General features: G+C 72.1%; 29 protein-coding genes and 1 tRNA gene. 19 read left to right on the top strand and 11 right to left on the bottom strand.

Annotation, left to right across the window (positions count from 1 at the left end; all coding sequences use genetic code 11):
• Positions 1–16 precede the first annotated feature (16 nt).
• Positions 17–1,075, top strand: a complete 1,059-nt coding sequence (gene gnd / locus CVS47_RS11875) for a phosphogluconate dehydrogenase (NAD(+)-dependent, decarboxylating) (protein ID WP_127096266.1) — start codon at positions 17–19, stop codon at positions 1,073–1,075.
• 41 nt (positions 1,076–1,116) lie between these two features.
• Here gnd and CVS47_RS11870 read toward each other — a convergent pair whose 3' ends face one another.
• Positions 1,117–1,515 (bottom strand): nitroreductase/quinone reductase family protein, encoded by a 399-nt coding sequence (locus tag CVS47_RS11870; protein WP_127096265.1) that lies wholly within the window; start codon positions 1,513–1,515, stop codon positions 1,117–1,119.
• Positions 1,516–1,608: 93 nt separating this feature from the next.
• Positions 1,609–2,106, bottom strand: a complete 498-nt coding sequence (locus CVS47_RS11865) for a Dps family protein (protein WP_378791040.1) — start codon at positions 2,104–2,106, stop codon at positions 1,609–1,611.
• 254 nt (positions 2,107–2,360) lie between these two features.
• Between CVS47_RS11865 and CVS47_RS11860 the strand changes: the two genes are divergently transcribed.
• On the top strand, positions 2,361–2,579 hold the full coding sequence (locus tag CVS47_RS11860) for a hypervirulence associated TUDOR domain-containing protein (RefSeq protein ID WP_127096263.1): 219 nt from the start codon (positions 2,361–2,363) through the stop codon (positions 2,577–2,579).
• Positions 2,580–2,609: 30 nt separating this feature from the next.
• Positions 2,610–3,998 (top strand): amidase, encoded by a 1,389-nt coding sequence (locus CVS47_RS11855; RefSeq protein WP_241240139.1) that lies wholly within the window; start codon positions 2,610–2,612, stop codon positions 3,996–3,998.
• Between the two features lie 17 nt (positions 3,999–4,015).
• Here the strand turns inward: CVS47_RS11855 and CVS47_RS11850 are convergent, their stop codons facing one another.
• Complete coding sequence (locus tag CVS47_RS11850) at positions 4,016–4,507, bottom strand: DUF4188 domain-containing protein (RefSeq protein WP_127096262.1); 492 nt, start codon at positions 4,505–4,507, stop codon at positions 4,016–4,018.
• Positions 4,508–4,605: 98 nt separating this feature from the next.
• Here CVS47_RS11850 and CVS47_RS11845 point away from each other — a divergent pair, with 98 nt between their 5' ends.
• The 3 genes from CVS47_RS11845 (at position 4,606) to CVS47_RS11835 (ending at position 7,022) form a co-directional block, all read left to right on the top strand.
• Positions 4,606–5,220 carry a MerR family transcriptional regulator gene (locus CVS47_RS11845; RefSeq protein WP_127096261.1) on the top strand — a complete coding sequence of 205 codons (615 nt, stop codon included), beginning with the start codon at positions 4,606–4,608 and terminating at the stop codon, positions 5,218–5,220.
• A gap of 10 nt (positions 5,221–5,230) precedes the next feature.
• A complete protein-coding gene (locus tag CVS47_RS11840) occupies positions 5,231–6,454 on the top strand; it encodes an MFS transporter (protein ID WP_127096260.1) in 1,224 nt (407 codons plus the stop codon).
• Between the two features lie 67 nt (positions 6,455–6,521).
• Positions 6,522–7,022: a VanZ family protein gene (locus tag CVS47_RS11835; RefSeq protein WP_127096259.1), complete on the top strand. Its 501-nt coding sequence runs from the start codon at positions 6,522–6,524 to the stop codon at positions 7,020–7,022.
• Here CVS47_RS11835 and CVS47_RS11830 read toward each other — a convergent pair.
• Both CVS47_RS11830 and CVS47_RS11825 read right to left on the bottom strand, forming a co-directional pair.
• Positions 6,988–8,085, bottom strand: a complete 1,098-nt coding sequence (locus CVS47_RS11830) for a sensor histidine kinase (protein WP_127096258.1) — start codon at positions 8,083–8,085, stop codon at positions 6,988–6,990. The genes CVS47_RS11835 and CVS47_RS11830 overlap by 35 nt on opposite strands.
• Positions 8,082–8,759 carry a response regulator transcription factor gene (locus CVS47_RS11825; protein WP_127096257.1) on the bottom strand — a complete coding sequence of 226 codons (678 nt, stop codon included), beginning with the start codon at positions 8,757–8,759 and terminating at the stop codon, positions 8,082–8,084. The genes CVS47_RS11830 and CVS47_RS11825 overlap by 4 nt, the downstream gene beginning before the upstream one ends.
• Positions 8,760–8,846: 87 nt before the next feature.
• Between CVS47_RS11825 and CVS47_RS11820 the strand changes: the two genes are divergently transcribed.
• Both CVS47_RS11820 and CVS47_RS11815 read left to right on the top strand, forming a co-directional pair.
• The gene (locus tag CVS47_RS11820; RefSeq protein ID WP_127096256.1) at positions 8,847–9,449 is read left to right on the top strand and encodes a M15 family metallopeptidase; all 603 of its coding nucleotides are present in this window, start codon (positions 8,847–8,849) and stop codon (positions 9,447–9,449) included.
• 52 nt (positions 9,450–9,501) lie between these two features.
• Entirely contained in the window at positions 9,502–9,996 is a 495-nt protein-coding gene (locus tag CVS47_RS11815) for a metallophosphoesterase family protein (protein ID WP_127096255.1), read from the top strand.
• Between the two features lie 62 nt (positions 9,997–10,058).
• On the opposite strand, the gene CVS47_RS11810 is transcribed toward CVS47_RS11815, so the two are convergent.
• On the bottom strand, positions 10,059–11,111 hold the full coding sequence (locus CVS47_RS11810; RefSeq protein WP_241240136.1) for an aggregation-promoting factor C-terminal-like domain-containing protein: 1,053 nt from the start codon (positions 11,109–11,111) through the stop codon (positions 10,059–10,061).
• A gap of 228 nt (positions 11,112–11,339) precedes the next feature.
• On the opposite strand from CVS47_RS11810, the gene CVS47_RS11805 reads away from it, so the two are divergent.
• The 5 genes from CVS47_RS11805 to CVS47_RS11785 all read left to right on the top strand — a co-directional run bounded on the left by CVS47_RS11805 (position 11,340) and on the right by CVS47_RS11785 (position 15,973).
• Entirely contained in the window at positions 11,340–12,425 is a 1,086-nt protein-coding gene (locus CVS47_RS11805; protein ID WP_127096254.1) for a DNA glycosylase AlkZ-like family protein, read from the top strand.
• Between the two features lie 39 nt (positions 12,426–12,464).
• On the top strand, positions 12,465–12,992 hold the full coding sequence (locus CVS47_RS11800) for a GNAT family N-acetyltransferase (RefSeq protein WP_206502619.1): 528 nt from the start codon (positions 12,465–12,467) through the stop codon (positions 12,990–12,992).
• A gap of 28 nt (positions 12,993–13,020) precedes the next feature.
• Positions 13,021–13,974: an aldo/keto reductase gene (locus tag CVS47_RS11795; protein WP_127096253.1), complete on the top strand. Its 954-nt coding sequence runs from the start codon at positions 13,021–13,023 to the stop codon at positions 13,972–13,974.
• Positions 13,971–14,459 carry an NUDIX hydrolase gene (locus CVS47_RS11790; protein WP_164734646.1) on the top strand — a complete coding sequence of 163 codons (489 nt, stop codon included), beginning with the start codon at positions 13,971–13,973 and terminating at the stop codon, positions 14,457–14,459. The genes CVS47_RS11795 and CVS47_RS11790 overlap by 4 nt, the downstream gene beginning before the upstream one ends.
• 92 nt (positions 14,460–14,551) lie before the next feature.
• Positions 14,552–15,973, top strand: coding sequence for an SDR family NAD(P)-dependent oxidoreductase (locus CVS47_RS11785; protein ID WP_241240355.1), 1,422 nt, complete (start codon positions 14,552–14,554; stop codon positions 15,971–15,973).
• Between the two features lie 25 nt (positions 15,974–15,998).
• On the opposite strand, the gene CVS47_RS11780 is transcribed toward CVS47_RS11785, so the two are convergent.
• The gene (locus CVS47_RS11780) at positions 15,999–17,024 is read right to left on the bottom strand and encodes an LLM class flavin-dependent oxidoreductase (RefSeq protein WP_127096250.1); all 1,026 of its coding nucleotides are present in this window, start codon (positions 17,022–17,024) and stop codon (positions 15,999–16,001) included.
• Between the two features lie 117 nt (positions 17,025–17,141).
• Between CVS47_RS11780 and CVS47_RS11775 the strand changes: the two genes are divergently transcribed.
• The 5 genes from CVS47_RS11775 to CVS47_RS11755 all read left to right on the top strand — a co-directional run bounded on the left by CVS47_RS11775 (position 17,142) and on the right by CVS47_RS11755 (position 21,302).
• On the top strand, positions 17,142–17,723 hold the full coding sequence (locus CVS47_RS11775) for a bifunctional nuclease family protein (RefSeq protein ID WP_127096249.1): 582 nt from the start codon (positions 17,142–17,144) through the stop codon (positions 17,721–17,723).
• An 80-nt stretch (positions 17,724–17,803) separates the two neighbouring features.
• Positions 17,804–18,058, top strand: coding sequence for a hypothetical protein (locus tag CVS47_RS11770; RefSeq protein ID WP_127096248.1), 255 nt, complete (start codon positions 17,804–17,806; stop codon positions 18,056–18,058).
• Positions 18,059–18,227: 169 nt separating this feature from the next.
• Positions 18,228–18,422: a hypothetical protein gene (locus CVS47_RS11765; protein ID WP_127096247.1), complete on the top strand. Its 195-nt coding sequence runs from the start codon at positions 18,228–18,230 to the stop codon at positions 18,420–18,422.
• 112 nt (positions 18,423–18,534) lie between these two features.
• The gene (locus tag CVS47_RS11760) at positions 18,535–20,367 is read left to right on the top strand and encodes a glycoside hydrolase family 15 protein (RefSeq protein WP_127096246.1); all 1,833 of its coding nucleotides are present in this window, start codon (positions 18,535–18,537) and stop codon (positions 20,365–20,367) included.
• Positions 20,368–20,405: 38 nt separating this feature from the next.
• The gene (locus tag CVS47_RS11755) at positions 20,406–21,302 is read left to right on the top strand and encodes an SDR family oxidoreductase (protein ID WP_127096245.1); all 897 of its coding nucleotides are present in this window, start codon (positions 20,406–20,408) and stop codon (positions 21,300–21,302) included.
• Here CVS47_RS11755 and CVS47_RS11750 read toward each other — a convergent pair.
• Entirely contained in the window at positions 21,271–22,041 is a 771-nt protein-coding gene (locus CVS47_RS11750; RefSeq protein WP_127096244.1) for a hypothetical protein, read from the bottom strand. The two genes, CVS47_RS11755 and CVS47_RS11750, sit on opposite strands and share 32 nt — an antisense overlap.
• A 257-nt stretch (positions 22,042–22,298) precedes the next feature.
• On the opposite strand from CVS47_RS11750, the gene CVS47_RS11745 reads away from it, so the two are divergent.
• Positions 22,299–23,465, top strand: a complete 1,167-nt coding sequence (locus CVS47_RS11745) for an LPXTG cell wall anchor domain-containing protein (protein ID WP_127096243.1) — start codon at positions 22,299–22,301, stop codon at positions 23,463–23,465.
• A gap of 100 nt (positions 23,466–23,565) precedes the next feature.
• Here CVS47_RS11745 and CVS47_RS11740 read toward each other — a convergent pair whose 3' ends face one another.
• From CVS47_RS11740 to CVS47_RS11730, 3 genes are all read right to left on the bottom strand, one after another.
• Positions 23,566–24,378 (bottom strand): DUF1206 domain-containing protein, encoded by an 813-nt coding sequence (locus CVS47_RS11740; protein ID WP_127096242.1) that lies wholly within the window; start codon positions 24,376–24,378, stop codon positions 23,566–23,568.
• Between the two features lie 15 nt (positions 24,379–24,393).
• A complete protein-coding gene (locus CVS47_RS11735) occupies positions 24,394–25,086 on the bottom strand; it encodes a phosphatase PAP2 family protein (RefSeq protein WP_127096241.1) in 693 nt (230 codons plus the stop codon).
• A 107-nt stretch (positions 25,087–25,193) separates the two neighbouring features.
• Positions 25,194–25,278: transfer RNA gene (locus CVS47_RS11730), tRNA-Ser, on the bottom strand.
• Positions 25,279–25,284 lie beyond the last annotated feature (6 nt).

Below are 25,284 nucleotides of genomic sequence, written 5' to 3'. Positions count from 1 at the left end.
GACAGAAGGAGCGGCCATGCAGCTGGGAATGATCGGACTCGGCAGGATGGGCGGCAACATCGTGCGGCGCCTCATGGCGGACGGCCACGAGTGCGTCGTCTACGACGTCAGCGCCGAAGCGGTCGACACGCTCGCCAAGGAGGGTGCCACCGGCATCCACGACATCGCGGACTTCGTCTCGAAGCTCCAGGCGCCCCGCGCCGTGTGGCTGATGATCCCGGCGGGCATCACCGGCAAGGTCGTCGACCAGGTCGCCGCCGTGCTCGAGCCCGGCGACATCATCATCGACGGCGGCAACTCGAACTACCGCGACGACGTGCGCCGGGCGGCGAAGCTCACGGAGTCGGGAATCCATTACGTCGACGTGGGCACTTCGGGCGGCGTCTTCGGACTCGAGCGCGGCTACTGCCTCATGGTGGGCGGCCCCGACGAGGCGTTCACCCGCATCGAGCCCCTGCTGCGCACGATCGCACCGGGCCCGGGCGAGATCCCGCGCACGCCGGGGCGCACGGGCGACCTGACCCCCGAGGAGCGCGGCTACCTGCACTGCGGACCGTCGGGCGCGGGGCACTTCGTGAAGATGGTGCACAACGGCATCGAGTACGGCATCATGGCGTCGCTCGCCGAGGGCCTCAACATCCTCGAGAACGCCGACGCCGGCGTGCGCGAGGCCGAGCACTCCGCCGAGGTCGCCCCGCTGGAGGAGCCGGAGTTCTATCAGTTCACGATCGACACGCCCGCCGTGTCCGAGCTGTGGCGCCGAGGGTCGGTCATCTCCTCGTGGCTCCTCGATCTCACGGCCGCCGCGCTGGCGCAGAACCCCACCCTCGACGGGCTGGCCGGACGCGTGTCGGACTCGGGCGAGGGTCGCTGGACCGTCAAGGCCGCCGTCGACGTGGGCGTTCCGGTGCCGGTGCTCGCGGCATCCCTCTTCGAGCGCTTCGCGTCCCGCGGCGAAGACCACTACGCCAACCAGCTGCTCTCGGCGATGCGCCTGCAGTTCGGCGGCCACCAGGAGCTGCCGTCGGGCGACGTGCTGGAGGCGGGCGGCCGCAAGGCCGAGTCGCAGCCCTGAGCGCCGTGCGCTGACGGCGGGCGACACGCCACGTCGTCGCGTCAGCGTCGGGAGAAGCGCACCACCGGGATCGTCCGCGAGGTGCGCTTCTCGTATTCGCGGAAGCCCTCGCTCGCGTCGGTGAAGCGGGCCCACCCGCGGTCGCGCTCGTCTCCGGCCAGCACCTCGGCGCGCACCGCGACGGTGCCGTCGGGTGTCTCGAGGTCGATGTCGGGGTGCGCGACCAGATTGTGGAACCAGGCCGGGTTGTCGGGCGCGCCGGCCTTGGACGCGGCGACCAGCCAGCCGTCTCCGTCGGGGATCGCCATCACGGGCGTCACCCTCTCGGTGCCGCTCTTCGCGCCTCTGTGGTGCATCAGCACGAGCGAACGGCCGAACTGGCCCACCTCGCCGCCGTTCTCGCGGAATTCTTCGATGATCTTGTCGTCCCAGGCGCTCACGCTGACACGCTACGCCTTCCGGCGGTGCGCGGCGCCTCCCGGACATGACGACGCCCGCCTGCCGGGGGGAGCAGGCGGGCGTCGACGAGCGGATTACCGGCGGGGGGTCCGGTTCTCCGCACTCACCATCCACGACAGCTGCTCGACACGCTCCAGGATCGTGTGGAGGATGTCGGCGCTGGTGGGGTCCTCCTCGTCGACGTCGTCATGCACGTCGCGGCAGGTCGTGGCGACGTCGTCGAGCCGCTCGGTCATCAGGTCGACGACCTCGCTCGTCGCGATCTCGCCCTGCGGGATCTCGGGCAGCGTGGTCGTCTCGGCGACGACGTCGCTGCGGCCGTCGGGCAGTGCGTGCAGCGCGCGCATGCGCTCGGCGACCGTGTCGGCGAACTCGCGGGCGGCTTCGATGATCTCGTCGAGCTGCAGGTGGGTGTCGCGGAAGTTGGTGCCGACGACGTTCCAGTGCGCCTGCTTGCCCTGCAGCGACAGCTCGATGAGGTCGACGAGCACGCGCTGGAGGTTCGCGCTCAGAGACTCCGAGGCCTGGAAGCCCTGCTCGGCGTTCTGCTCCTTCGTGAGCTCGGCGCCCACTCCTCCTCGGGCCGGCCGGCGCTTGTTGCGCGGTGCCGCGGGGGCGGTGCTCTTCTTGGCGGTTGCAGTCGTGGTGGCCACTGTCCGTCCTTCCTGTCGTGTGGTCCCGACGGTACCCGCGGCCCCCGTCGGCGACCGGGGCCTTGACAAGGCTCCGCGCCCCGGGAAGCGCGACCTAGCGCGTGCACGCCGGTGGAGGCAAGCCCGCGTCGGTGCCGGGAGCGCGGACGTACTTTCGGGGAAAAGGAGGCATCATGGCCGAGGAACTGAAGAAGGGCGACCGCGTCAGCTGGGGCACGTCGCAGGGACGCACGCAGGGCGAGGTGACCCGGATCCGCACGTCGGACTTCGAGTTCGCCGACCAGCACTTCACCGCATCGAAGGACGAGCCGATGTACATGGTGACGTCGGAGAAGACCGGCGCGGAGGCCGCTCACAAGAGGAGCGCGCTGCGCAAGCTCGCCGACAAGTGACCGTGATGCGGTCGGGACGGAGACCGCCGCGTGGATGAGTCGGATGCGACACGGATGCCGGCGGCCCGGCTGGCCGCGGACGTGAGGGCAGGGCGCCTCACCGCCGCCGAGGTCGTCGATGCGCACTTAGCGCGCATCGCCGAGCGCAACCCGGTGCTGAACGCGCTGCCGGTCGTCTACGCCGATCGGGCGCGACGGGCGGCGGACGAGGTCGACGCGCTCGTCGCGGCCGGGCGCGACCCCGGCCCGCTCGCCGGCGTGCCGATCAGCGTCAAGGAGAACATCGACATCACCTGGTCGGCCACGACGCAGGGATGGCGCGGTGGCGTCTATGCGGTCCCGGCCGAGGACGCCACCGTCGTCCGTCGCGTGCGCGATGCGGGCGGCGTGCCGATCGGCCGGGGCAACATGCCCGACTTCGGCATGCGGTGGGACACCGACAACGACCTGTACGGCCGCACGCTCCACCCCCTGGACGCCACCCGTACCGTGTACGGCTCGAGTGGGGGAGACGCCGTCGCGGTGGCCACCGGCATGTCGGCGATCGGTCTCGGCAACGACTTCGGCGGGTCGGTCCGGCTGCCGGCCTCCGCGCTCGGCATCTGCGGGCTGCGGCCCTCGTTCGGCCGCGTTCCCCGCGCGGCCGTCCGGGTCGACCCGGTCATGCCCACGCTGCAGCAGTTCTCCGTGAACGGGCCGCTCGCCCGGACCGTCGACGATCTCGCTCTCGCACTCGGCGTGCTGGAGGGGGTCGACACCGAGGACCCCGTCTCGCTCGACGTCCGTCCGGGCGCCGAACTGCCGCGCCGGGTCGCGGTGACCCGCACCCCGCCAGGGGGCGGCGTCGACGACGACATCGCCGCCGGTGTCGACGCCGCGGCCGCCGCGCTCGCGGCCGCCGGCTGGGCGGTGGAGCACGTCGATCCGCCGCACCTCGAGGAGGCCGCGCTGCTGTGGCGGCGCCTCGCCTGCACCGACATGGCGATCTCGCTCGCCCCCGACCGGCTGCCCGTGCCGCTGGGGCGGTCGGCGACCGCCTTCCTCCGCGACGGCACTGCGGCCGCCGTGCCCTATGAGTCGGCGGCCGACTACGCGCAGGCCTGGGCGCGGCGCGCCGTCATCGCCGCCGACTGGCGCCGGTTCCAGCGCGAGCACCCCGTCATCCTCGGGCCGGTGGCCACCGAGCGACTGCCCGCGGTCGACTTCGACCTCGGCGGACCGGACGCCACGACGACGGCGTGGCGGATGCTGCGACTCGTCGTCGCCGTCAACTTCCTGGGCCTGCCCGCCGTCACCGTGCCCGCGGGCACCGACCGCGACCGACTGCCGGTGGGCGTGCAGCTCATCGCTCCGCTGCACGCGGACGCGCTGGCGCTGACGGCGGCGCGCGACGTCGAAGCCGGGATCTCCGCCTTCTGAGTCACGGGATCACGGTGTCAGCGGGCCGCCGCGGTGGCGCCGTCGGCCATGCGGGCGCTCGCGCGATCGTGCCGCGAGGCGACGGGGATGAGCTCGGTCGCCTTCGGCAGGCCCATGGCCCTGGTGCTGACGTACATGCTCTCCGCGCGCTCCACCAGGAAGGTCTCGTGCCAGACCCCGACGGCCTCGGGGGCTTTCCGGGCCATGCGGTTGAACCGCGTCCAGGCCGGGCGGTGCTCCTGCGCCGGGTTGCTCGCGTACGCGTAGAGCTTTTCCATCGACGACCAGTACTGCACGACGTAGGGACCGCCGGCGCCCACCAGCAGGTGGAAGCCGAGGAGACCCGAATCGGGGTCCATGGAGAGCTCGCGCAGCATCCGGGGCATCGCCATCGAGACCGGCAGCCAGAGATCGGGCCGCCACCAGCGGTTGATCTGCATGCCGATGTGGAACACCACCAACTCGCCCTCGTGTCGATGGGTCATGCGTCCAGGGATGATGCGGGCCATGGTGTCACCTCTCGTCGGGCCGCGGACGGCACGCCATGACGCTGGATAGCGCCGCTATCCATATTGGATAGCGCTACTATCGATGTCAAGAGGTGACGATGAGGATCTCGGAATTGGCGTCGGCGACAGGCGTGCGCGTCCCGACCATCAAGTACTACCTGCGCGAAGGCCTGCTGCCCGAGGCCGAGCGGACTGCGGCCACCCAGGCGGTCTACGACGAGCGCCACGCGCAGCGTCTGCGCGTCGTGCGCGCCCTGATCGGCTCCGGCGTGAGCGTCGCCGAGACCCGCAAGGTCGTCGCCGCGCTCGACGAGCCGCCCGCCGACCCGCACGAGCTGCTCGGCGCGGCCCACGCGGCCGTGACCCCGGTGGTCACGGGGGAGCGCGACCTCACCGCTGCCCAGGAGCTCGTCGCCCAGCTCGGATGGCGGCCGGGGCTCTGCGACGAGACCGTGCTGCACGCCGTCGCCGCGGCCCTGGACGCGCTGACGGCCGTCGGCTTCACGGTCCCCGAGCACGTGATGCCCGTGTACCTGTCCTCGATGCGCGACATCGCCCGCGCCGAGATCGCGGGCGTCCCGACCGACTCGGTCGAGTCGGCCGTGCGCTACGTCGTGCTCGGCTCGGTGATGGTCGAGCCGCTGCTCCTGGCCCTGCGCCGCGTGGCGGAGCAGGTCGCCTCGGCGGAGCGGTTCGGCGAGGCGCGGGGGTAGCCTGGAGCCGATGTCCACAGGAGCGTTCACCGGCCATCTGCCCGGAGACCGCGCCTACGGCAGGCTGCTGGCCGGGCTCTTCTTCGCCGGCGTCGCCACCTTCGCCCAGCTGTACTCCCCGCAGGCGGTGCTCCCGCAGATCGCCGTGGAATTCCAGGTCGTCCCCTCGACCGCGGCGCTCGCCGTGTCGGCGACGACGCTGGCCCTCGCCGCGACCGTGCTGCCGTGGTCGGTGGTGGCCGACCGCATCGGGCGGGTGCCGGCGATGACCGTCGGCATCGTGGTGGCCACGGCGTTCGGCCTGCTGGCGCCCCTGAGCGCGGACCTCACCACGCTCCTCGTCCTGCGGCTCCTCGAGGGGGTCGGGCTCGGCGCCGTCCCGGCGATCGCGCTGGCCTACCTCAGCGAGGAGGTGGACGCGCGCCACACCGCCGCGGCGGCCGGCAGCTACATCGCCGGCACCACGATCGGCGGGCTCTCCGGCCGCATCATCGCCGGTCCGCTCGGCGACCTCGGCGGCTGGCACGTCGGCGTGCTCGTGGTCGCCGTCGTGTGCGCGGCCTCCGCCGTGCTGTTCCTCGTGCTCGTCCCGCGCGCTGAGGGGTTCGTGCCGCAGCGGAGACGCACGGAGACGCCCGACGTGCCGCGCCCCCTCGGCCGCCGGCTCGCCGCCAACCTGCGCTCGCCGCGTCAGCTCGCGCTGTACGCGCAGGGCTTCCTCCTCATGGGCGCGTTCGTCGCGCTCTACAACTACCTCGGCTTCCACCTGACCGCGGCGCCCTTCTCGCTGCCGACGTGGGCGGTCAGCCTGCTCTTCACGGCCTACCTGGCCGGCACCGTCACCTCGCCGATCGCCGGAGGACTCGCCGCCCGTCACGGTCGCCTGCCGGTGCTGCTGGTGTCGGCCGGCGTGATGGCACTCGGCGCCCTGCTCACCCTCGTCCCGTCGCTCCTCGTGGTGCTCGCCGGCCTGCTCGTCTTCACGGCCGGCTTCTTCGCCGCCCACGCCGTCGCCTCCGGCTGGGCGCCCGTCGACAGCCCGGCGGATGCCCGGGCCCAGGCGTCGTCGCTGTACTACCTCGGCTACTACGGCGGATCGAGCCTCTTCGGGTGGATGCTGGGACTCCTGGTCGTCGGCGGCGGCTGGCCCGCCGTCGTCTCGGCGGTTGCCGCGCTCGTCGTCCTGGCCGCGGTGCTCGCCGCCCTGCTCCTCCGGAGCCCCCCACCGGCGTAGCCCGGGACGCATACGCTCCCGCAACATGCGCGGCGCTGGGATGGGGTCACCGACGAGAGGCCCTCCCATGACCCGCACCTCATCCCCCGTGCACCTGCTTCCGCGCACGCGCACCGCGCCGATGGCCCCCCGGCTGCTCGCGGCGGCGCTCGCGACCGCCGTCGTGGCGGCGCTCACCCTCGCTCCGCGACGCCTCGTCGCGCCCGCCCGCGGCGCCTTCCTCGAGCGGGTCGACCTCGCCGTCCCGACGCTCGCGGGGCTGCCCTCGCTCTCCGTCGACACCGTCCTCAACGCCCTGCTGTTCGTGCCGTTCGGCGCGGCGGTGGCCCTCCTGCTCGGACGCTGGTGGCTGCTGGCGATCCCCGCGGGGTTCGGGCTGTCGGCGGCCGTCGAGTTCGCCCAGGAGGGCATACCCGGACGCGTCCCCGACCTCGCCGACGTGCTGTGGAACGGCGCGGGCTCGCTCATCGGCGCCGTGCTCGCCGCGTCGGCGATGGGGCTGTGGTGGCTGGTCCGCCGCGCGCGTCGCGGGCTCAGGCGCGACGGCTGGCGGGCAGTCGGACGCTGACGGTCAGCCCGCCGCCGGCGCGCGGCACGACCTCGAGCGCGCCGTCGTGCGCGCGGACGATCGACGCGACGATCGCCAGGCCGAGGCCCGACCCCTGCGGTCCGTCGGTGCCGCGCGTGCGCCCGGCGCCGCGGACGAACGGCTCGGTCAGCGTGGCGGCGAGCGCCGCGTCGATCTGCGGCCCGGTGCTGCTGACCGTGAGCACCGCATCCCCGTCGTCGGGGCGCGCCGAGAGCCAGATCACACCTCCGCCGACGTTGTGGACGATCGCGTTGCGCACCAGGTTCGCCACCAGCCGCGCGACCAGCGTGGGGTCGGCCGTGACCAGGCTCGGGCGCAGGGACGGATGCAGACGGATGCCGCGGGCCGCGGCATCCGGACCGTGCTCGTCGATCGCCTCGGCGACGACCGCCGCGAGATCGACCGGCGCCGTCTCGCCGAGATCTCCGTGCGCGAGGGCCAGCAGCGACTCCATGATCGCGATCGAGCGGTCGTTGGTGGCCGACAGGCGGCGGAGCAGGGTGTCGACGTCGCGTCCGGCAGGGTCGGCCTCGCCCACCTCCAGCAGCGTGCGGATGATGGCTTGCGGCGTGCGCAGCTCGTGCGAGGCGTTCGCGGCGAAGCGCCGCTCCTCCTGGATCGTGTGCTGCACGCGGGCGGCCATCGCGTCGAAGGCGTCGGCCAGCTCCGTGAGCTCGTCGCGGGGTCCGGGCAGCGCGATGCGCTCGCCGAGCGCGCCGTCGCCCACGCGCCGGACCGCGGCGGTGATGCGGTCGAGGGGGCGGAGCATGAACCCCGCGAGCAGCCAGCCGCCGACGAGGCCGATCACCACGAGGGTTCCGATCGCCCACCACGTGTACTTCACGAAGACCTGGAGCAGGTCGCGCTTGTTGGGCGCCCAGCTGCCGTCGTTGAGCCACAGGTTGCCGTCGGGGATGAAGCGCAGCACGAGGAAGCCTACGGTGAACAGGGCGACGCCGGCGACGACGACGAGGCCGGCGTAGCTCAGCGTCAGCTTGATCCGCAGCGACAGCCCGCCGCGCCGGGCGACGGCGGCCGTCACGGCGTCGCGCCCGGCACCGCGGCGAGGCGGTAGCCGACGCCCGGAACGGTTTCGATCACCCACGGCTCGCCGAGCCGCTTGCGCAGGGTGGAGATGGTGATCCGCACGGCGTTGGTGAACGGGTCCGCGTTCTCGTCCCACGCGCGCTCGAGGAGGTCCTCGGCGCTGACGACCCCGCCGCCCGCGGCCATCAGCACGGCGAGGACGGCGAACTGCTTGCGCGTGAGGGCGACGTAGCGTCCGTCGCGGTACACCTCGCGACGGAAGGCGTCGAGGCGGACCCCGGCGTACTCCTGCACCGGCGGCGCCCCGGCCGACGGACGGCGCTCGAGCGCCCGCAGGCGCAGCACGAGCTCGCGCAGCGCGAACGGCTTGGTGAGGTAGTCGTCGGCGCCGGCCTCGAAGCCGCTCTCCTTCTCGTGGAGCCGCGCGGCCGCGGTGAGCATGAGGATGCGCGGGCTCTCTGCGGAGCGCGCGAGCCGACGGGCGATCTCATCGCCGTTCGGGCCGGGGATGTCGCGGTCGAGCACGACCACGTCGTAGCGGTTCACCGACAGCTGCTCCAGCGCGGTGTCGCCGTCACCGGCGAGGTCGGCCGCGATCGCCTCGAGCCGGAGCCCGTCGCGGATGGCCTCGGCGAGGAACGGCTCATCCTCGACGATCAGCACCCGCATGCCGTTCAGCCTAGGCGGCGGCCCGTATCGCGGGTGTATGCGTTTGCGCGTACGCCCGGGCAACGCGCCGGTCGCTGGAATCGGACCATGATCTCGCTCGCTGCCCCCGTTCCCGTGCCGCGTCGCCGTCGACGCGCCGCCGTCGCCGTCGCCGTCGTCCTGGCGGTGGTCCTGCTCGCCTCCGGCGCGACGGCCGGTCTGCTGTGGGCGGCCCGGAGCCCGGGGGCCGCCGCGGTGCCGGCATTCGACGGGCCGCCGGGTGCGGACGACGGCATCCTGGTCTCGTCCGTGTCGATCCTCGACACCGGCGAGCCGGCGATCGCCCGCCTCGATCCCGCGTTACGCGACGCGGTCGGTCAGGCATCCCATGCGGCGGCCGCCGACGGCATCGTGATGGAGATCACGAGCGGATGGCGCAGCGCCCGCTACCAGCAGCTGATGCTCGATGAGGCGGTCACGACCTACGGCAGCGCGGCGGAGGCATCACGCTGGGTCGCCTCTCCGGATACGTCCGCGCACGTCAGCGGGCGGGCGGTGGACGTCGGTCCGCTCGACGCGCAGTTCTGGATGATGGAGCACGGCGCGCGGTGGGGGCTGTGCCAGATCTTCGCCAACGAGCGCTGGCACTACGAGCGGGCGACGACGCCGGGCGGCACCTGCCCGCCGCAGCGGATGGATGCCGCGGGCTGAGGCCGCAGCATCCGTCTCACCTCACGGGCTGCCGATCGGGGAGGATCGGGGGATGAGCACCCGACTGCTGCTGGTCTCCGACACGCACATCCCCGGACGCGCGCGCCGCCTGCCCGACGCCCTGCGGGCGGCGGCCGATGCGGCGGACCTGATCGTCCATGCCGGCGACTGGGTGTCGGCGGCAGTGCTCGACGAGCTCGAGCGTCACGGCGAGGTCGTCGGCGTCTACGGCAATAACGACGGAGACGACCTGCGCGACCGGCTCCCCGAGATCGCACGACGGGAGGTCGAGGGTCTGCGGATGGCCGTGATCCACGAGACCGGTGACGCCCGGCGCCGGGAGATGCGGATGGACGCGGCCTTCCCAGCGACCGATCTGCTCGTCTTCGGCCACAGCCACATCCCCTGGGACACCGTGACTCCGGGCGGCCTGCGGCTGCTGAACCCGGGGTCGCCGACCGATCGCCGCCGCCAGCCGCGACACACGATGATGACCGCGGTCGTGGACGACGGCCGGCTGCGCGACGTGGAGCTCGTCGCCCTCTGACCCGGAAACGCCGTGAGGCGCCGCATCCGCAGATGCGACGCCTCACGGGCGGGATCAGGAGGTCAGTACCAGCCGACGGACTGCGAGTGACCCCATGCGCTGCACGGCGAGCCGTAGCGGCCCGAGATGTAGCCGAGGCCCCAGGCCACCTGCGTGGCGGCGTTGGTCTGCCAGTCGGCGCCGGCGGAGGCCATCTTGCTGCCGGGGAGGGCCTGCGGGATGCCGGTGGCACCGCTGCCGGCGTTGTAGGCCTGGTAGTTCCAGCCGGACTCCTTGTTCCAGAGGGAGACGAGGCATCCCATCTGGTCCTCGCCCCAGCCGTAGTTGCCGAGCATCGCGCGAGCGGACGCCTGCGCACCGCCGGGGCTGTTGTCGCCGCCGCCGCTCGGGGCGTAGACGGGTGCCGGAGCGGACGATCCGCCGGACGACGAGCTCGACGAGCGCGGGGCCTGGGCCTCGGCGGCTGCGGCGGCCTCAGCGGCCTTCGCGGCGGCTTCGGCCTCAGCGGCGGCGGCTGCTGCCGCGGCGGCCTCGGCCTCCTGCTGGGCCTTCAGCGCGACGGCGGCGTCGAGGCTGCCGCGCAGGCTCGAGACCTGCGCGCTGACGGCGGCGACCTCGTCGGTGACGTGCTCGGTGAGGTCGGGCACCAGCGGGGCCGGCAGCGTGGCGGCGCCGGTCTCGAGTCGCTGGGCCGCGGTCTCGAGGGTGGTGGTGTCGACGGTGGTGTCGGGCGTGCCGACGTCGAGTCCGGAGGAGGCGATGTCGGCGGCGACGGACTGCGCGGCCGATACGGCGTCGTCGGCGGCGGTGAGCGCGGTCTCGGCCTCGCTCGTCGCGGTGTCCGTCGCGGTCTTCGTCGCCGTGGACGGCGTCGAGTAGGAGGCGAGGACGAAGCTGGTGCCTGTCGGGGCGGATGCCGCGGCACCGGAGACCGGGACGGTCCCGGTGAAGCCGGCCGTGGCGACGATGGCCAGGGCGACGCCGGCGGCCACGAGGGCGGGGCGACGGCGCGTGCGGCGCTCGGTGATGCGGCGCTGGCGGCGGGCGTGGGATCCCGTCGTCACGGGCAGGGAGGCGGTGGTGGGCGACGAGGAAGAAGGCGTGTTCGGGCGCATGAAAACCGGTTCCGTATAGGGGATGCGCCATCGGGTCGGCGCTCGAGGCCCGCGCAGGCGGGCACAAGTCACGCAGTCTGCCGGGGTTTTCTGGACGCTTCCAGGGAGTTTCCTGGGCGCGGCGGGTCCTGCTCCCTGGTTTCGGCGTCACGGGCGGCGCGGGGATGAGAGCACTCTCATCCCCGCGGACCGGTGCGCGTGTCACCGGTGACGGCTACGGTGAGCCGCATGCAGCCGCACAGACTGACCCGCGACGAGGCGCGACGGCTGGTCGTGCGCGCACAGCTGCTGGACGCCGATCGGCCCGGCGACGTCGTCGAGGTGGCAGAGCAGCTGGGGTACGTCAAGATCGATCCGACGGCCACGATCGCGCCCTGCGAGCACACCGTGCTGTGGTCTCGCATCGGCTGGTCGTATGAGGCCGGGCAGCTGAAGAAGGCGGTCGAGCAGGACCGACTGCTGTTCGAGTTCGACGGCGCGTTCCGGCCCGTCAGCCTGCTGCCGCTGATGCGCCCGGAGATGAAGGAGTGGCCGCGGCGCGAGAGCACCCGCCAGTGGCTGGAGGCGAACAGCCGCTTCCGGGCGGACGTGCTGGCGCGGCTGCGCGCCGAGGGCCCGATGCCGGCGTCGGCGATCCCCGACACCGCCGAGGTGAGCCGCCCGCCCGACGGGTGGTCGGGCTCCAATCAGGTGCCGCACATGCTCGACTTCCTGCTGCGCCAGGGTGAGGTGGCGATCGCGGGACGCGAGGGCCGGCACCGCGTGTGGGATCTCGCCGAGCGGGTCTACCCGGCCGATCTCCCCGAGATCGGCGCCGAGGAAGCGGCCGTGATGCACGAGGAGCGCAGCCTCCGCTCGTCGGGGATCGCGCGTATCCACCGCCACTGGAGCGGCGTCGGCAGGACGACGGGCGAGCCGGCCGTGGTGGAGGGCGTCTCGACGGCCTACCGCGTCGACCCGGAGGCCCTCGCCGCGTTGCGCGACGACGACGGAGGCCGCGTCGCGTTCCTCAATCCCTACGACAGCCTGCTGTTCGATCGGCGCCGGCTGGAGGAGCTGTTCGAGTTCACCTATGTTCTCGAGCAGTTCAAGCCGGCGCTCCAGCGCGTCTACGGCTACTTCGCGCATCCGATCCTCCTGGGCGACCGGTTCGCCGGGATGCTGAACGCGGAGGTCGACCGGAAGGAGGGGATGCTGCGGGTCATCGCCGTCCACGAGTTCCTCCCGTTCGAGGCCGAGGAGACGGAGATGGTGCGTGCGGAGATCGATGAGCTGGCCGCCTGGCTCGGGGTGGGCGTCACCGGACTGCCGTGACGTCGGACCGGAGCGGTTCGTCAGCCCTACTCTCGGAACATGACCCTCCGACACCTCGCCGGCGACGCCGTGCTCCGCGTCGCCCGCCCGGGCGATGAGCTCGGCATCCTCGCGTGCATCCAGGCGCTCGCCGACTACGAACGCGAGCCGGACGCGGTCGAGAACACGGTCGAGGCGCTCACGGCCTCCCTGTTCGGCGACGAGCCGCGCGTCTTCGCCCACGTCGTCGAACAGGACGGCGTCATCCGAGGCATCGCGGTCTGGTTCCTCACCTACTCGACCTGGACCGGACGCCACGGCATCTGGCTCGAGGACCTCTTCGTCGACGAGGCGGGTCGCGGCCAGGGCTGGGGTCTCGCCCTGATCGCCGCGCTCGCCGACGTCTGCGTCGCCCGCGACTACAGCCGCCTCGAGTGGACTGTGCTCGACTGGAACGAGCCCTCGATCGCCTTCTACCGATCCCTCGGCGCGCAGCCTCAGAGCGAGTGGACGAGCCAGCGCCTCACGGGCGATGCCCTCGCCGCTCTCGCCCGCCGCGCCGTCGAGATGAGCGCGAGACCGGAATAATCGGAGGCCCCGGTCGTTGGCGACAAGCATGACCCGTATCGGAACAAGCGACCTCGACGTCCTTCCCCTGTCCCTCGGCGGCAACGTGTTCGGCTGGACCGCCGACCGCGAACGGTCCTTCGCGATCCTCGACGCGTTCCACGCCGGCGGCGGCGACTTCGTCGACACCGCCGACGCGTACAGCGCGTGGGTGCCGGGCAACTCCGGTGGCGAGAGCGAGACCATCATCGGCGAGTGGCTGGCATCGCGCCGCCCGAGCGGAGTCGTCGTCGCGACGAAGGTCAGCCAGCATCCTGATTTCAAGGGACTGTCGGCGGCGAACGTCCGTGCCGCGGCCGAGGCCTCCCTGAGCCGACTCGGCGTCGAGTCGATCGACCTCTACTACGCGCACTTCGACGACGCTTCCGTGCCGCTGGAGGAGACCGTCGCCGCCTTCGGCCAGCTCGTGACCGACGGGCTCGTGCGCTACACGGCCGTGTCGAACTATAGCGCGGAGCGCATCCGCGAATGGGTGCGCATCGCCGAGGCCGAGGGCCTGCCGAAGCCGGTCGCGATCCAGCCGCACTACAACCTCGTCCACCGCAACGAGGTCGAGGAGACCATCGTGCCGGTGGCCCGCGAGTACGGCATGAGCCTGGTGCCGTACTACGCCCTGGCCAGCGGATTCCTCACCGGGAAGTACCGCTCGGCGAGCGCCGAGGGGCAGGATTCCCCGCGCGCCGAGGGCGCGGCGAAGTACGCGACGGCGCAGGGCCTCCGCGTGATCGACGCGCTCGAGAGCATCGGCTCCGCCCACGACGCCTCCATCGCCGCGACGGCCCTCGCCTGGCTGCGCGCGCAGCCCACGGTCGCCGCTCCGATCGCCAGCGCCTCGCGCGTCGAGCAGGTGGCCGACCTCCTCACCGGCGCCCGACTCGAGCTCACCGCCGACGAGCTGGCCGAGCTCGGCCGGGTCTCGGAATGGACCCCGGCCGGCGCGTGAGCACCGGCGAGCCGCGCGTCCGCAGGACCGCCCGCATCCTCGTCCTCGACGAGGGCGGGTCGGTCCTGCTGATGAAGACGCACTGGGGACAGCGCACTCTCCCCGCCCGCTGGCTCACACCCGGCGGCGGCATCGATCCGGGGGAGGACGAGCGCGCCGCCGCAGTGCGGGAGCTCTTCGAAGAGACGGGCTTGACGCTGACGGACGCCGCGGCGCTCGGTGATCCCGTCGCGTTCCGACGCATCGCGCTCCCGCCCGCCGAGGAGTACCAGGTGCGCGAGGCCACGTACTTCCTGCTGCGCACCCCGCGCTTCGAGCTGTCGGATGCGGACTGGACCGACAGTGAGAAGGACGACATCGTCGGCGTCCGCTGGTTCGCGCTCGACGAGCTCGAGGCCCCGGGGGAGGACTTCGACCCCGAGGGCGTCCGCTCGGTGCTCACCGAGGCGCTGCGCGCCGGAAGGTCACAGGAAGGCCTCCGATAGAATCATCTGTGCCTTCCGACTCGGTCCTCGCCGCCTCGTCCACCGACGACCCCGCTGACGCCGCAGCCGTCGCCTCCTTCTCGCCGGAGGAGCTGGCCGTCGCGCTGCGGGTCATCGACGCCGTGGCCGACCTCGACGCCGAGCATCCCGACTACATCGCCCTCCGCCGGGCGACGGGGAAGATGTACAAGGACGTCAAACGGCTCGGCCGTCTGGCGAAGCGCGCGCGCATCGCCGCGGCCGACCGCGCCGTGGTCGCCGCGACCGCGACGGGTGCACCCGACCGCATAGACGACGAGACCCGCGGCATCCCGCTCGCCGCGCGTCAGGCGACCCCGACCGCGGGCGAGCTGATCAAGGCGCGCGGCTGCTACATCTGCAAGAAGCCGTACACGGTCGTCGACGCGTTCTACCACCAGCTCTGCCCGGATTGCGCGACGCTGAGTCACGAGAAGCGGGATGCCCGCACCGACCTGACAGGCCGGCGCGCGCTCCTCACGGGCGGACGCGCCAAGATCGGCATGTACATCGCCCTGCGTCTGCTGCGCGACGGCGCGCACACCACGATCACCACGCGATTCCCGCGCGACGCGGTGCGCCGGTTCACCGCCCTCCCCGACGCGGGCGAGTGGATCCACCGCCTCAAGGTCGTCGGCATCGATCTCCGCGACCCCGCGCAGGTGATCGCGCTCGCCGACGCCGTCGCCGCCGACGGACCGCTGGACATCCTCATCAACAACGCGGCGCAGACCGTGCGACGCTCGGCGGGCGCCTACAAGCCGCTCGTCGATGCGGAGCTCGCGCCCCTGCCGTCCGGCCCGCTTCCGAAGCTGCTCACGTTCGGGCACACGAACGACGCGCACCCGCTGGCGCTGGCGCAGTCCGTCTCGAGCCATCCGATCCTCGCCTCGGCTGCCCGCACAGCGGACCAGCTCACCGCCGAGGCGATGGCGGCGGGGTCGTCGTCACTCGAGCGGCTCGCGGCCGGCACCGCGATCGACGCCGGCGGGCTGCTCCCCGACGAGCATCACGTCAACAGCTGGACGCAGAGCGTCGACGAGGTCGAGCCCCTCGAGATGCTCGAGGTGCAGCTGGCGAACATGACCGCACCGTTCCTGCTCGTGTCGCGCCTGCGCTCGTCGCTCGCTTCGTCGTCCGCGCGGCGCACGTACATCGTGAACGTCTCGGCGATGGAGGGCGTCTTCGGTCGCGGGTACAAGGGCCCGGGGCATCCTCACACCAACATGGCGAAGGCCGGCCTCAACATGCTCACGCGCACGAGCGCCCGCGAGATGTTCGAGAGCGACCGCATCCTGATGACCGCCGTCGACACCGGCTGGATCACCGACGAGCGCCCGCACCACACGAAGGTGCGGCTGGCCGAGGAGGGCTTCCACGCCCCGCTCGATCTCGTCGACGGCGCCGCCCGGGTCTACGACCCGATCGTGCGCGGCGAGTCCGGCGAGGATCTCTTCGGCGTCTTCCTCAAGGACTACGCGCCCGGCTCCTGGTGAAGCCGGGCGCGCGAGAAGCGTCTGGTCAGACCCGCGTGCCGACCCAGCCGAGGGCCGGAGCGACGTACTTCGCGAACGACTCGACGATCCTTAGGTTGAACGCGACGCCGAGCTGGGACGGGATCGTCAGCATGAGCGTGTCGGCCGTGGCGATCGCCGCGTCGTTCTTCAGCTGCTCGATGAGCTCGTCGGGCTCCGCGGCATAGGTCTTGCCGAAGGTCGAGCGCATGCCGTCGATGATGCCGATCTGATCGCCGTCCTGGCGGCCGCCGAAGTACATGTGGTCCTCGGCCGTGGTGAGCGGGAAGATCGAGCGGCTCACCGATGTACGCGGGGTGCCCTCGTGTCCTGCGGCGCTCCAGGTGGCCCGGAACGCGTCGATCTGCTCCGCCTGGAGGATGTCGAACGGCCGTCCGTCGGCGGAGGTGAGCAGCGTCGAGGACATCAGGTTGACGCCCATGCGGCCCGCCCATTCGGCGGAGTCGCGGTTTCCCGCTCCCCACCAGATCCGCGAGCGCAGTCCCGGGGAGTGCGGTTCGATGCGCTGCCGTCCCGACCCGCCGCCGAACGGGCTCAGGGGGTCGCGCTCGGCGAGTCCCTCGCCCTCGACGGCCCGCAGGAACAGGTCGAAGTGCTCACGTGCGAGATCGGCGCCGCGCTCATCCCCGGCGGTGTAGCCGAAGGTCTCGTAGCCGCGCGTGACCGTCTCGGGTGACCCCCGGCTCACGCCGAGGGCGAGTCGCCCGTCGCTGATGAGGTCGACCGCGGCTGCCTCCTCCGCGAGGTACAGCGGGTTCTCGTAGCGCATGTCGATGACGCCGGTGCCGACCTCGATGCGGCGCGTGCGGGCCGCGATCGCAGCCAGCAGCGGCATGGGCGCGGCCTGCTGCCGGGCGAAGTGGTGCACGCGGAAGTACGCGCCGTCCACGCCCAGGTCGTCCATGCCCTGCGCGAGGTCGATCGCCTGCAGCATCGAGTCGCCCGCGGTCAGCTGGCGGCCGTTGCCGAGGGGTCCGTAGTGTCCGAAGGACAGGGTGCCGAATCGTTCCATGATGGATGCAACGGTATCGCCGCAGCATCCATTCCTGTGAATGGATGCCGGGATCACGCCGTCTCCGGACCGCCCAGCGCCGGGCACCGTGGCGTCGGCGCGTTCTAGCATGGCCCCATGAGCGCGGGCGGAGAGCGAGTGCGGGTGCGGGTCGCCGGCGTCGCCGTCGACGGCTCCGGGCAGCACGTGATCCTGCTCAAGCCGCTGGCCGACGAGGAGGACGAGGGCCTCATCCTGCCGATCTGGATCGGCGAGCAGGAGGCGACGTCGATCCTGGTGGCGGTCCAGGGCGCGCGCGCACCACGCCCACTCGCGCACGACCTCATGCGCGACATGCTCGACTCGCTCGGCGCGACCGTCGATGAGGTGGAGATCGTCCGCATCGAGGACGGCACGTTCTTCGCCGAAGTGGTCCTGTCCGCATCGTCCGGCGTCCGCCGGCTGGACGCCCGTCCGTCCGACGCGCTGGCGCTCGCCTCGCGCACGGAGGCGCCCATCTGGGTGTCCACGGCGGTGCTGGAGGAGGCGGGGATCCCCGACACCGTCACCGACGACGACGACGACGGCGACGATGAGGAGGAGGCCGCGGGCATGCCGACGGCGACCCCCGCCATCACCGCCCCCGACGCCGAGGCGCGCGTCGACGAATTCAAGCGCTTCCTCGACGACGTCGACCCGGACGACTTCCGCGACGACTGACCCCACACGTACTGCGGGTGAGTTGTCAACCCCGGAACGCTCGCCGCCGAGCCGGTGCACAGTCGGGGGAGGAGGTCGTCATGCACCGCACCGCCACCCTGGCCGACACCGTGGACGGCGCCTCATCCGCCGTGCTGCCGCCCTTTGCGCAGTGGTGGCCGCACCTCACGGACGGCGCCCGGCATGCGATCCTCCGCGACCTCGACGGCCCGTTCCCGTCGCGGGTGCTGCGCGAGATCGAGCGCGCCGCGGGCTGTGCCGTGGGCGAGGCCGACCGGCTCAGCGACGACGACCGCCACGACCTCGTCGGCGGCTCCGACGCGGTCGCCTGCTGACGCGCACCATCAGAAACGCACGTTCTGACACGCACGGCCGGACTCGGTCGGCGAGAAGCGTCCGCCCCCGGTCCGCCGCATCCGATCAGACTCCCGTCTCGAGGTCAAGCGTCTCGACCATCGCGCCGCTGTCGACGCACACTGACATCTCCATCGAAAGGAGGTCGACATGAGCGACCACGCTGACGCGAATCTTAAGGGCGATCCCGGAGCCGACACCGAAGCCGACACGGCCTCGGGCGGAGCACCGGAAGACCCGCAGACGCCCGAGAGCACTTACACGGGCGAGACCGATGCGAGCGGTGCCGGCGAAGAGTCGACCGACGACGGCGGACAGCCCGTTGACAATCCGTCCGGCGGCTGAACTGCGAGTGCGGGATGCTCCACGCGGCCGCCGCGCGCAGGGCCCCAAACCTGCCGCGCGGCGTGTCACGTGCAGGATGCCCCACGCGGCCTCCGCGCGCAAGGCCCCGACCATGTCGCGCGGCGCGCCTAGCGTGACAAGCGTGTCCCGATCCTCCACGCCGTCCTCGTCCCGTCAGCCCGCGGGGGAGGACCTCTCCTCTTATGCCGCGATCGGCGACGGCCGGACGGTCGCCCTCATCGGGCTGCGTGGCCAGGTCGACTGGATGCCGGTGCCCAATCTCGGCTCCCTGCCCGTCTTCGCGCGGCTGCTCGACGACGACACCGGCGGGTGCATCGAGCTCGAGCCGGTGGGCGAGTACACCGTCACCCGCGCCTACGTCGCCGACACCAACGTGCTCACCACGACCTTCACCACCGAGGACGGCGTCGCGACGGTCACCGACGCGCTCGTGACCGGCATCGCCGGGCGGTTGCCGTGGGCCGAGCTCGCGAGGCGCATCGACGGCGTGAGCGGCGCGGTCCGCTTCCGCTGGCACGTCCGTCCCGGCACGGCACTCGGCACCGCCTCGCCGTGGATCGACCAGACGCCGCAGGGGCCGATGATCCGTACGGGGAAGACCGCGATCGCCGTCGTCGGCGAGGGCCATGGCCGGCCGAAGGCCATCACCGACGGCGTCGCCGAGATCGCCGGCGCCTTCGCCACGGAGAAGGGGTCGCGATCGCTCCTGATCATCGTGGCCACCCACGACGAGCCCCTGCACGTTCCCGTCCCGGCGAACGTCGACATCGGCATCGACCGGACCATCGCCAACTGGGAGCACTGGTCGTCGGAATTCTCGTACGACGGCCCATGGCGCGCGGCCGTCCAGCGCAGCGCGCTGGCGCTGAAGCTCCTCATCTACAGCCCGACCGGCGCGATCGCGGCAGCGGCCACGACGTCGCTTCCCGAGAATCCGCGCGGTGACAAGAACTGGGACTACCGCTTCGCCTGGGTGCGGGATCTCGCATACACGGTGCACGCGCTCGTGCGCTTCGGACTCCGCGAGGAGACGCACGCCGCCCTGTCGTGGATGCTGCAGACCATCCGTGAGAACGGGCCGGAGCTGCACATCTTCTACGGCCTCGACGGCACGGTACCCGACGGCACGCGGGAGTACGACGTCGACGGATGGCGCGGCATCGGCCCCGTCGTCACCGGCAACCCGGCGCAGGGGCAGCTGCAGCTGGGCGTCTACGGAGACCTCATCGCGATTTGCCGCACGTACGTCGATGCGGGCAACGTGCTCGACATCGGCACGAGCCGCCTGCTGGCCGAGATCGCCGATCGCACGTGCGACGTGTGGCGCAACGAGGATGCCGGCATGTGGGAGCTTCCGGAGCACCACCACTACACCTCCTCGAAGATGGGCTGCTGGCAGGCGCTGCGCGACGCCGTGCATCTCGCCGAGGTCGGCCAGATTCCCGGCAGCGCCGAGCGCTGGCGCGTCGAGCGCGACCGCATCGAGGCCTGGGTGGCGGAGCACTGCTGGTCGGAGGCGGCCGGAGCGTACGTCATGCACCCCGACACCACGGAGTTGGACGCCTCGGTGCTGCTCCACGCCCCCAGCGGCTTCGACCGCGGCGAGCGGATGTCGGCCACGATCGACCGGCTCACCGAGGAGCTCGGCGCCGGCCACCACCTCTACCGCTACTCCGGCATGCAGAAGGAGGAGTACGCCTTCGTCGCGTGCGGCTTCTGGCGTGCCGCCGCCCTCGCCTGCGTCGGCCGTCACGAGGAGGCCGTCGAGGCGATGGACGCGCTCGTGGACGACGCCAACGACGTCGGCCTCTATGCCGAGATGATCGACCCCGCCGACGGCTCCTTCTGGGGCAACCTGCCGCAGGGCCTCAGCCACCTGGCCCTGATCACGGCGGCGCTCACGATCGACGAACTCACCCCCTGACTCGCCACAGACCTGAACACCGACGAGAGAAGAGACGAATGTCCACGGACCAGTACACCTTCACCGATCCCACCGCCATGTACGCCGACATCCAGCCCGAGGCCAAGCACCAGCCCGAGCCCGGACTCGACGCCGACATGACGCCGCGCGCCGACCTCGGCGAGAAGACCTACCGCGGCACCGGTCGCCTCACCGGCCGGAAGGCGCTCATCACCGGCGGAGACTCCGGCATCGGAGCCGCCACCGCGATCGCCTTCGCCCGCGAGGGCGCCGACGTCGTGCTGTCGTACCTGCCCGAGGAGGAGGAGGATGCCGCGCGCATCGCCGGCCTCGTGCGCGACGAGGGCCGCACGGTTCTCACCATCCCGGGCGACCTGCGCGATCCCGACTACTGCCGCGACCTGGTGGCCCAGGCCGTCGAGGGTCTGGGCGGCCTCGACATCCTCGTGAACAACGGCGGCAAGCAGGTCTTCAACGAAGACCTGACCACGCTGACCGACGAGCAGTTCGACGACACCTTCAAGACCAACGTCTACGCTATGTTCTGGATCACCAAGGCCGCGCTGCCGCACCTGACGCCCGGCTCGGCCATCATCAACACCACGTCGATCCAGGCGTACTCGCCGTCGGACATCCTGGTGGACTACGCCTCGACGAAGGCCACCATCAACGCCTTCACCAAGGCGCTCGCCCAGCAGCTCGCGCCGAAGGGCATCCGCGTGAACGCAGTCGCCCCCGGACCGATCTGGACCCCGCTGCAGGTGAGCGACGGTCAGCCCCAGGAGAAGATCGACAGCTTCGGCGAGGACACCCCGCTCGGACGCATGGGCCAGCCGGCCGAGCTCGCCCCCGCATACGTGTTCCTCGCGTCGCCCGAGTCCAGCTACGTCATGGGCGAGACGCTCAACGTGAACGGCGGGATGCCCACTCCCTGATCCGTGCCAGGAAGGCCCTCCGCGTCCCGCGGGGGGCCTTCGTCGTGCGGCCCGAACCGTCCTGCGCGAGCCGGTACGACGGCTGGCGCAGCAGGCGCACCGCCTCGTAGGCGCGCGCGCCGGGGATCGCGTGCCGGACGGCGTCGAAGCGCAGCGTCCGATCGTCCTGATCGGGGTCGACGCGAAGCGTGACGACGGCGAACGGATGCCACGGCCCCGACCCGCGCGCGAACGACAGCTCCAGACGCAGCGGCTCGGAGGCGAGCGCGTGGCGGAGGGCGGCCAGGTCGGCGGGGAGCCGCCGGCCCGACCGGCGCGCGGAGACGTGCACGGGGCCGCCGTCCGTGCGGTAGGGCAACAGCGTGGCGAAGGTCGCCCGCGACACGGTCAGGCGGGGGAGGAGCAGGAACCTCCCCGGAACCCCTCGTCCGGTGGTGGCCAGCTCGACGTCGCCGAAGCCGCCGCCCCCCGTGTCCACGCGCAGCGCGAGTCCGATGACGTCGGGCAGGAGGGAAGGCAGGCCGACGGAGCGCGACACCCGGGCCCGCGTCGCCGCGCGTGTGCCGGCGGCCTGGTCCACCCAGGCGATGCCGGAGCGCGGTGCCCCCGGCATCCACTCCACCTCGCCTCTGAGCAGCAGTCCGTGCGGGTGGATCGGCCGCGGCCGGCGCACGCGCAGGATGAGCCCGATCGCACCGCGCAGGACGCGACCCAGGATGCGGGCGACGAGGACGGGCACGCGAGGAGTCTGCGTGCACGGCCGGGCGGATGCCACGGCCGTGGCGTCGACGTGGCGGCCGGGCTACGATGCCCGGTCCGGGTCGGAATCGGCTGGCGCCGAAGACCGGTATACCGGTAGGTTCGCGAGTGCCGTGCCCCTCCCGGGGAGACGGTGCGTCGCCGTCCACCCAGTCTCGCCACGGAACAGACACGCCGCGCTGTGCACAGGGACCGCCGGACGACCGTCACGGAGCCCTGCGAACTGTGAAGGACGTCGTGAAGAATCGATTCGCATGGCGACGGATGCTGGCACTGCCGGCCGCCGCCGCCCTCGCCCTGGGTGGTCTGCTGATCTCCGCACCTGCGGCCAGTGCCGCCGAGACCCCGGCCATCATCATCACCTCACCCCTGCCCGGTGGGACTCTGCAGTCGCGGACGGTGACGATCTCCGGGGTGGCCAACGCCGGAGCGTCGGTCGTGGTGACGTCGGCGGACGGACTCACCGAGCTGGGCCGCACCGAGGTGCCCGGCACCGACGGCGCCGCGACGCCGTTCTCGGTCGAGCTGACCCCCTATGCCGATGACGCTCCGACCGCGCAGTCCGTGCTCGTGACGGCGACCTACGACGGCACCCCGCTGCCTCCGCTGCCCCTCGACTTCGTGCTGCCCGCCGGCCCGCAGGACTCCGCCTTCGACGTGCTGAGCCCGATGCCCGGCGAGACGGTCCTGGCGCGCACCGTGGTGTTCGCCGGTACCGGAGACGACGGAGCGACCGTGACGGTCGTCGACGGGGAGGGCCAGCCCGTCGCCGGAACCGCGCCGGTCGTCGTCGCCGACGGGCAGTGGATCACCGTCGGCACCTACGACCCCGATGCGCCGACCGCGCAGTCCGTGACGGTCACGCAGGTGCTCGAGGGCGCTCCCGATGAGGAGAAGACGGTGGAGTTCGCCCTCCCCGTCCTGCTGCCCGCCCCGGTCATCACCGCGCCCACGGCCGGTCAGGCTCTGACCGGCTCGACCGTGACCTTCACCGGCACCGGCACGCCTGGCACCAACGTCCTGCTCGCCGTGCTGCCGACGGCGTCGCTGCAGGAGCTGTCCGCCCAGGCGGCCGAGCCCGCCGACCCTGAGGACCCGATCGTCGTGGACGCCGCGGGCACCTGGTCGGTCACCGTCGAGCTCCTGCCCGGCGACTGGACCGCCGCCGCGGTGCTGGTCCAGCTCGACGAGAACGGTCAGGTCGCGAACATCCTGTCCGACCCGTCGGCAGAGGTGCAGTTCACCCTGACGCCGGCCGTCGCCCCCGTGGTGCCGGCCAACACGGTGAAGACGCTCGCGAACACCGGCCCGAAGGACGTCGGCGGCTTCGCCGTCGCCGGAGTGCTGTTCACCGTGGCAGGTGCAGCGCTGATGGTCGCGCGTCGCCGCCGGGTCACGAGCTGACGGAACGCCCTCCGCGCGCGTGACACACGATCGCCCCGCCGTCCCCGGACGGCGGGGCGATCGTCGTCGGTGTCCGTGCGGACTTCGAAAAGCAGCCGGGTCACATGCGCGCGTAGCGCGCGCGGGCGAAGCAGAAGAGGCCGTAGAGCACGAGCCCGGCGCCGACCACCCAGAGGATCGCCACGCCGAACGGCAGCGTCGTCAGGGTGTACAGCGCGGAGTTCAGGCCTCCGGCGGTCTCGGGGTCGTGGGTGAACGCCGCCACGATGAAGAGGATGCCCGCCACGCCGACCGCGATGCCCTTGGCGATGTAGCCGACGACGCCGAAGGCGACGATGCCCGACTTCGCTGCGCCCGAGGGCAGATTGAGCTTCTTGGTGAAGGCGCGCGTGATGCCGCGGACGATGAACGCCGCGCCCACGCCCGCGATGACGGCGCCGACGAGCACGAGCAGCACGATCCCGCCGGCAGAGGTCATGAGGCTCGCGCTGAGACTCTGCGAGGAATCGGACGAGTCGGATGAGCCGCCGACGGCGAAGGTGATGCCGGTGATGGCGATCGCGATGTAGGCCACGGCGGTGCCGAGGAACTTGACCCGCTGCCCCCAGGCCTTCTTCGCGTCGGGCTCGCGGACGAGCAGCGTCTCCGCGATCTGCCAGACGGCGAGGGCGGCCATGCCGGCGACGACGATCCACAGAAGGGCCACGCCGAGCGGCGACTGCTGGATCTGCGTCAGAGCGCCGCCCTGGTCGGCCTCTCCGGACCCGCCTCCCGCGACGGTGATCGCGATCACGCCGATCAGCAGGTGCAGCACGCCGAGCACGACGTAGCCGACGCGGGCGAGCACCTCGAAGACGGTCGAGTCCTGCGCCGCGCGCGCTGCGGACCCCGCGGTGGAGCTGTTCGATGCCATGGACGTGGTGTCCTCTCAGTCGGCGACGGCGGACGCGAGCGCGGTCCGTCCTCTTGCGCGGCGATCGCGATACGCCTCGATGGCGCACCACACGAGGCAGGTGACCGCGATGCCCTCCAGCATGCCCGCGGTCACGTCGCTCAGCCAGTGGGCGCGCAGGTAGGTGCGGCTCCACATCATCCCCAGCACCCAGCAGACGCCGAGCATCCAGACGTACCAGCGGCGCAGCAGCAGCGCCAGGATGAGCGCGACGGTCGTCGCGACGGCGGTGTGGCCGGACGGGAACGACGTCGCGTTGGCCTCCGCCATCGAATCGGCGGGTCGCACGCGGGCGATCACAGCCGCCAGCGTGGTGCCGATGGCGACGACCAGCACCATCGCCGCAGCCAGCGTCGCGGCATCCCACGGTCGTCTCCGCCACAGGAAGAGGAGGATGATGACGATCCCGGTGATGATCATGCCGATCGTGCCGCCGACGGTCGCGGGGATCCTCGCGAGCGTCGTGACAGGATCACTGGCGCTCGCGACCATGAGCCCGTGCCACCACTCGTCGATCGGGAACGGTGCGCGGTTGCCGATGTCGACCGCGACGCGCAGCGCGACGAAGGCGACCGTGGCCACGACGCCGACGACGAGCGCCACCGCGCGGCGCGCATCGGGAGGGACGACGGCGGGGAGCGGCGGTGCCGGCGGGGCGGTCTCACTCATCGGCGGGCCTCGGCGATCGGGTCTTCCCGATGCTCCACGAATCGTCGTCGAACCGTGGAGGAGCATCGGGATGCGGGGTGTGGTGCTCTCCGAGGAGAGCGCAAGGGCGGAGGATGGGGGATTCGAACCCCCGAGGGCTTGCACCCAACACGCTTTCCAAGCGTGCGCCATAGGCCACTAGGCGAATCCTCCTGAGCC

It is taken from the genome of Microbacterium lemovicicum (genome assembly GCF_003991875.1).
In the GTDB taxonomy this organism is placed as follows: Bacteria; Actinomycetota; Actinomycetes; order Actinomycetales; family Microbacteriaceae; genus Microbacterium; species Microbacterium lemovicicum.
This window is presented reverse-complemented; position numbering and strand designations above follow the sequence as displayed.